The sequence below is a fragment of the Salinicola sp. genome (assembly GCF_982684285.1).
This window is the reverse complement of the sequence record NZ_CEXLVS010000011.1, coordinates 1-5,749: the sequence shown is the minus strand read 5'-3', so window position 1 is coordinate 5,749 and position 5,749 is coordinate 1. Positions and strand designations below refer to the sequence as shown.

The 5,749-nt window shown below is 64.2% G+C and carries 6 protein-coding genes; 2 read left to right on the top strand and 4 right to left on the bottom strand.

Annotated features, from left to right (window positions below; all coding sequences use genetic code 11):
- On the bottom strand, positions 1–353 hold a 353-nt coding region (locus tag AC3AYF_RS02065; RefSeq protein WP_487779354.1), incomplete at its 3' end, for a LysR family transcriptional regulator.
- A 158-nt stretch (positions 354–511) separates the two neighbouring features.
- Between AC3AYF_RS02065 and AC3AYF_RS02060 the strand changes: the two genes are divergently transcribed.
- Positions 512–1,585 (top strand): SDR family oxidoreductase, encoded by a 1,074-nt coding sequence (locus AC3AYF_RS02060; protein ID WP_149435284.1) that lies wholly within the window; start codon positions 512–514, stop codon positions 1,583–1,585.
- 301 nt (positions 1,586–1,886) lie between these two features.
- On the opposite strand, the gene AC3AYF_RS02055 is transcribed toward AC3AYF_RS02060, so the two are convergent.
- The 3 genes from AC3AYF_RS02055 to AC3AYF_RS02045 form a co-directional block, all read right to left on the bottom strand.
- The gene (locus AC3AYF_RS02055; RefSeq protein ID WP_295035229.1) at positions 1,887–2,726 is read right to left on the bottom strand and encodes an inositol monophosphatase family protein; all 840 of its coding nucleotides are present in this window, start codon (positions 2,724–2,726) and stop codon (positions 1,887–1,889) included.
- 96 nt (positions 2,727–2,822) lie between these two features.
- Positions 2,823–4,070, bottom strand: a complete 1,248-nt coding sequence (locus tag AC3AYF_RS02050) for a CynX/NimT family MFS transporter (RefSeq protein WP_295035231.1) — start codon at positions 4,068–4,070, stop codon at positions 2,823–2,825.
- A 192-nt stretch (positions 4,071–4,262) separates the two neighbouring features.
- Positions 4,263–5,186: a helix-turn-helix domain-containing protein gene (locus AC3AYF_RS02045; protein ID WP_110693436.1), complete on the bottom strand. Its 924-nt coding sequence runs from the start codon at positions 5,184–5,186 to the stop codon at positions 4,263–4,265.
- A gap of 372 nt (positions 5,187–5,558) precedes the next feature.
- On the opposite strand from AC3AYF_RS02045, the gene AC3AYF_RS02040 reads away from it, so the two are divergent.
- On the top strand, positions 5,559–5,749 hold a 191-nt coding region (locus AC3AYF_RS02040; RefSeq protein WP_487779349.1), incomplete at its 3' end, for an alcohol dehydrogenase catalytic domain-containing protein.

Here is a 5,749-nt window from a genome sequence, read left to right as displayed (position 1 = left end):
GAATGCTGGCGCTGGAAAGCATGCAGCAGCGGCACGATCTGGCGCTGGCCGAAGGCGACCGGCGCATTGATCCGCAGCACGCCGCTGGGCTCGGCGTCGGGATAGGCCAGCGCTTCGGTGGCGAGATCGAGCCGTTCCAGAATTTCGCGGACCTCCTCGTAGTAGCGCCAGCCCGCCTCGGTGAGCGCGACCGCGCGGGTATGCCGGTAGAGCAGCGGCTGGCCGAGCGCCTCTTCCAGCCCGCGAATCTGGCGCGATATCGAGGAGACCGCGCGGTGGAAGTGACGCGCGGCGGCGGTGAAGCTGCCGGTGGCCGCAACGCGTTCGAACACGCGCAGGGCGTTGAGATCCAGCGAATTGACGTTCACGGTTCTGAAATTCCTGGAGTTGCGTTCAGCACAATAAAGATTTGCGATGCTTTCGATTGTAGCAACGATCAGGCGCTACCAGACTGCGTTCATCGATCCGGCGCGATCCGGATCTTCCCGAACTTGGAAGGAGGTCATCGATCATGCGTAAAGGCACTGCACTCGTCGTCGGCGCCACCGGTATCACCGGCGGCAACCTGGCATCTTATCTGGTGGCCAGCGGCTGGACCGTCTACGGCCTTTCTCGTCGCGCCACCGAGCAGAGCGGCGTGATTCCCGTCGCCGCCGACCTGCTGGACAGGCCCGCCACCGAGCAGGCGCTGGCCGGGCTGCCGATCACCCACGTCTTCTACTGCACCTGGATTCGCCGCGACAACGAGCGCGCCAACGTCGAGGCCAACAGCCAGATGATGCGCAATCTGTTCGAAGCGCTCGACAGCGACAAGCTCGATCACGCCTCGCTGGTGACCGGCACCAAACAGTACCTGGGCTCGTTCGAGGCCTACGGCAGCGGCCGGATCGAGACGCCGTTCCGCGAATCCGAGCCGCGGGTGCCGGGCGACAACTTCTACTATGCGCTGGAGGACGTGCTGTTCGAAGCCGCCGAGCGCCACGGTTTCGCCTGGAACGTGCACCGCCCGCATACCGTGATCGGCTACGCCCGCGGCAATGCCATGAACATGGGCACGACGATTGCCGTCTATGCCTCGATCTGCCAGGCCACCGGCCAGCCGTTCGTGTTCCCCGGCTCCCGGACCCAGTGGAACGCGCTCACCGACATGACCGACGCGCTGGTGCTGGCGCGGCAGATGGAGTGGGCGGCGACCACGCCGGGCGCGGCCAACCAGGCCTTCAACACCGTCAATGGCGATGTGTTCCGCTGGCGCCGGATGTGGCGCGAGATCGGCGAGTACTTTGGTCTAGAAAGTCAGGGGCCCGAAGCCTCGGACGACCCGGAGTCGATGCAGCCGTTGGAAACGCAGATGGCCGGTGCCGAATCGACCTGGCGCGAGATCGCCGAAAAGCACGACCTGGTCGAGCCGGACGTCGCCAAGCTGGCCTCCTGGTGGCACACCGACGCCGACCTCGGCCGCGACCAGGAGTGTGTCAACGACACCACCAAGTCCCGCGACTTCGGCTTCGATCACTTCCGCGAAACGCGAGCGGCCTTCTTCGATCTGTTCGATCGCCTGCGCGCCGAGAAGATCATTCCCTGATTCGGTCTGTCTGACCGGTTCGTCCCGATCGGCTACAGAAAAGAAAACCGGCGCCTTCTCGGCGCCGGTTTTCGTCGTCTTGGTGGTCAATGATGATGGCCAGTGCCCTGCGTAAAAAGTCGACGAGCGAAGGCAAGGCCGGGGCGCGCAGCTAAGGCAAAAATTGGCGAAAACGCGGAGTTTACGGGGTGTAAATGAGCATGTGACTCGCTCCGCTCGCCCTCCGGGCCGTCCTTCGGACGTTCTGAACGTTGTTCAGTGAGCCAATTTTTAACGCCGCATGGGCGAGCGCAGGCACTTTTTAGCCCAGAAAGCTGAACTTCTCGCGCAGCCGCTCCCAATGCGCCCGCGAGCTGGCCGCCAGCACCGTGCCCTGGTGAATCGTCGGCTGATAGGGCGTGCCGTCGAGCAGCGCCGAATAGCCGCCGGCTTCGGCGTGGATCATCAGCCCGGCGGCGTGGTCCCACGGCATCAGCTTGCCGGTGAGCATGAAGTCGACGAAGCCGAACGCCATGGTGCGATATTCGTGGCAGGCGCAGCCGAACGCCATCATGCGCTGGAAGTCGGGGAAGGTCGCCGCCAGCTGATACTGTTGCGGCTTGGCGAACAGCCGGATCGAGGTCGAGCCGACCATCTCGTCGAAGTTGTCGGTATCCGACACCTGCAGCTGGCGCTGGGTGCCGTCGGGGCGGCCGAACCAGGCGCCTTCGCCGTGGCGGGCGACGATCCAGTCGTCCGCCAGTGGATCGTAGAGCAGGCCGAAGATCGTCTCGCCGAAGCTGGTCGCCGCCAGAATCACCCCGAACTGATTGAGCCCGCGGGCGAAGTTCCAGGTGCCGTCGACCGGGTCGATGATCAGCGCCAGCTCGGCGCCGGCGATGTCGTCGAGATTGGCGCTGCCATCGGCCACCGCCTCCTCGCCGATCACCGTCGCCTCCGGCAGCAGCTCGCGAATCGCCGCCGTCATCATCCGCTCCGCACCCTGGTCGGCATCGGTCACCAGGTCGTCCGGCGCGCTCTTCGAGCGGATCGCGTCCTCGGAGAGATTGCGAAAGCGCGGCACGATTTCGGTCTTGGCGGCATCGCGCACGATCTCGATCAGACGCTGCTGTTGCTCGAGGCTGATGGCTCTGGCTGGCATGCGAGTCTCCTGGGTCGTTGGTCTCGTTCCTAGGGTAACCGATTCCGCCGCCCAGGTTCGTCGGCGTGTGCCGGTCCGCGCCGTCAGTCCACGTCGTCAATCCACACCCTGGGTCGAGGCCACCTGGCGATCGCGGCCGGCACCCAAGGCCATGACCAGCGCGCCCAGCGCAATCGCGCTCACCAGAATGCCTACCACGTTCCAGCCGCCGCTCCAGTCGTGCAGCACGCCCACCAGCAGCGGCCCCATCGCCGCCAGGGTGTAGCCGATGCCCTGGGCCATCGCCGAGAGGCTGGCGGCGGTGGTGGCGTCCGGCGCGCGCAGCGCCAGCAGGGTCAACGCCATGCTGAAGGTGCCGCCCTGGCCCAGACCCAGCACCACGATCCACAGCCATATGCTGCCGATCGGGGCGTAGAGACAGCCCAGCAGCCCGACCAAGGTGAGCGCCATCACCCCGACCAGTACCGCCCGCTGGTCCCGCATGCGGCTGCCGATCCACGGCGCCAGGATCGCCGTGATCACCTGCAGCAGGATCGAGACCGACAGCGCCAGCCCCGCGGTGACCGCCGCCAGCCCGCGATCCTGCAGGATCGTCGGCAGCCAGCCGAACACGATGTACGCCAGCGACGACTGCAACCCCATGAACAGCGACACCTGCCACGCCAGCGGGTCGTGACGCAGGCGCGCACCGCGACGGACGGGCACGCGAACGGGCTTGGTGCCCTTGAGCTGTGGCAGCCACAACAGCGCGGCGATCACCGCCGGCAGCAGCCAGAACGCCAGCGCACCCTGCCAGGAGCCGTGCGAGATACCTTGTGCAGCGCCTTGCGCAGCGTCCTGCCAGCCACCGCCGAGCAGCTGACGCAGCGGCTCGGTGGTGCCCGCGGCAGCGGAAGCGCCGAGATTGAGCGCCACGGTGTAGAGGCCGGTCATGATGCTGACGCGGCGGGGGAAGTCGCGCTTGACGATGCCCGGCAGCAACACCCCGATGATGCCGATGCAGCTCCCGGCGATAGCCGTTCCCAGAAACAATCCCGGCGTGCCGATATAGGGCCGCGCCAGCAGCGCCACCGCCAGCACCACCAGCGCGGCGAACACACTGCGCTCCGGCCCGATGCGACGCACCAGCCGCGGCGCCAGCGGTGCCGCCAGGCCCAGGAACAGCACCGGCAGGGTGGTCAGGATGCCCTGCCAGCTGGGGGAGAGCGCCAGCGCCTCGGCGATGCTGCCGAGCACCGGCGACACGCTGGTCAGCGCCGGACGAAGGTTGAGCGCCACCAGTAGCAGCGCCACGAGAGTCAGAACGCCCCGACGGGGCATCGCGGAAGTCGACAAGAGAGCCATCCTTGGAGATCGAAAGATATTGCTTCACGGCGGCAAGCCGAGGACGCAAGGGTAGCCGATCACGGCCAGGACCGGGATGGTTCTACGCCAATGGTCGCGAGAGGGTAGTGATGTCGACTTCAGGAGCGGGGGAGCTCAAAGACGCCTCGGCAAGGAGAGCTTTTCCCCTCCATGGACCGAGTTTCCCCGTTTTCACGGTAGGGGATAGATCGTGACATGCCGTTCCAGATCGGCCGTCTGCTGTTGGTATTGGCGCGGCGTCATGCCCTTCTGCTCGCGGAAGTGGCGATTGAAATTGGAGAGATTGTTGTAGCCGACCTGGAAGCAGATATCGGCAACGGAGTATTCACCCTCCAGCAGCAGCCGGCAGGCGTGTCCTATGCGAATACGCCTGAGGAAAGCCACGAAGGTATCGCCGGTGGCGTGCTTGAAGAAGCGCGAAAACGTGGAGGGAGTCATGCCGTACCGCTCGGCCAGCCTCGACATGCGCAGCTCTTCGTGGAAATGGTCGTGGATATAGCGCAGTACGGCATCGACCTGCTCGGAAGAGGTACTCCTGGCATCCAGGCCGTACCCGCGGCCGGCCAGGGTGTGGTACCCGCACTGCGAGAGGCTGCGGAGGATGGTCAGCATGGTCAACAGCCTGCCGGCGTTGTCCTGCTCGCCCATGGTGACCAGCAGTTCGCCGCAGCGTGCCGCTTCCTCCCCTTCGAACTCCACACCCAGAGCCGAGTCCTCGATCAGCGTCGACAGGCAGTTGAGCTCCGGGCAGAGCTCCATCATGTGCTCCAGCCATTCGCCCTTGAACTGCAGCACGACATCGCGCCCCTCGATGACCGGTCGTGCCTCGTCGGGGTCGCTGAACCAGGCGTGCGGAATGTTCGGCCCCACCAGTACCAGGTTGCCGGGTCCGAAGCGGCCAATGTAATCGCCCACGAACGCATGCCCCTCCGAGTAACGGATGAGATGCAACTCGTACTCTGGGTGATAATTCCAGCGGGCTATGGGCGCGGGAAAATCATGGCAGTGCCAGTAGAAGCTGAACTTCGGATCCTGGGTGACGCTTTCGAAGACAGGCGCACCAAGACGAGTATCGTTGAGCTGCGCAGCGATCATGAGTTATCGGTGCCTCTTTCGACTATGCCCCTGTGCAAGGCGTCAGCAAACGCCTTCCACTCCAGACGCTTCATTGTCTTCAAATAAAGCGGTTCGTCGGCCTTTCTTGTTCCCGTCTCGATTTATACTTTGGTCACAACCTTTCTTCGTCAGCCACCCAGACAAATGTCAGGTCGAATCTAAAAACACTGTGGGAACAAATATTTATACATTCGCAGAAAAAGGCCTGCAAAAAAGTATCATTCCCTCGAAAATTATAGCCTAGCCGCTTTTCCAGCGTGACGCGTAGCTTCATTGTCAAGCCCCTGGCGAGTCGGGCCCATCGCTTCGAAGCCCCCTCGCCCATTTTCAACACGACTCGAGGCACGCGCCATGAAAGCCAAAGCCCTGGTGCTGGAAAAGCAACGCGAGCTGTCATTACGTGACATCGATCTGCCGGATCAGCTAGGGCCGGACGACGTGCGCATCCGCATACACACCGTCGGCATATGCGGCAGCGACGTGCACTACTATACCCATGGCCGGATCGGTCCCTTCGTGGTGCGAGAGCCCATGGTGCTCGG

Bases quoted from the DNA above. Each gene is read 5' to 3' on its own strand.
- AC3AYF_RS02060 (WP_149435284.1), top strand. From the start codon at position 512: ATGCGTAAAGGCACTGCACTCGTCGTCGGCGCCACCGGTATCACCGGC.
- AC3AYF_RS02055 (WP_295035229.1), bottom strand. From the start codon at position 2,726: ATGCCAGCCAGAGCCATCAGCCTCGAGCAACAGCAGCGTCTGATCGAG.
- AC3AYF_RS02050 (WP_295035231.1), bottom strand. From the start codon at position 4,070: ATGGCTCTCTTGTCGACTTCCGCGATGCCCCGTCGGGGCGTTCTGACT.
- AC3AYF_RS02045 (WP_110693436.1), bottom strand. From the start codon at position 5,186: ATGATCGCTGCGCAGCTCAACGATACTCGTCTTGGTGCGCCTGTCTTC.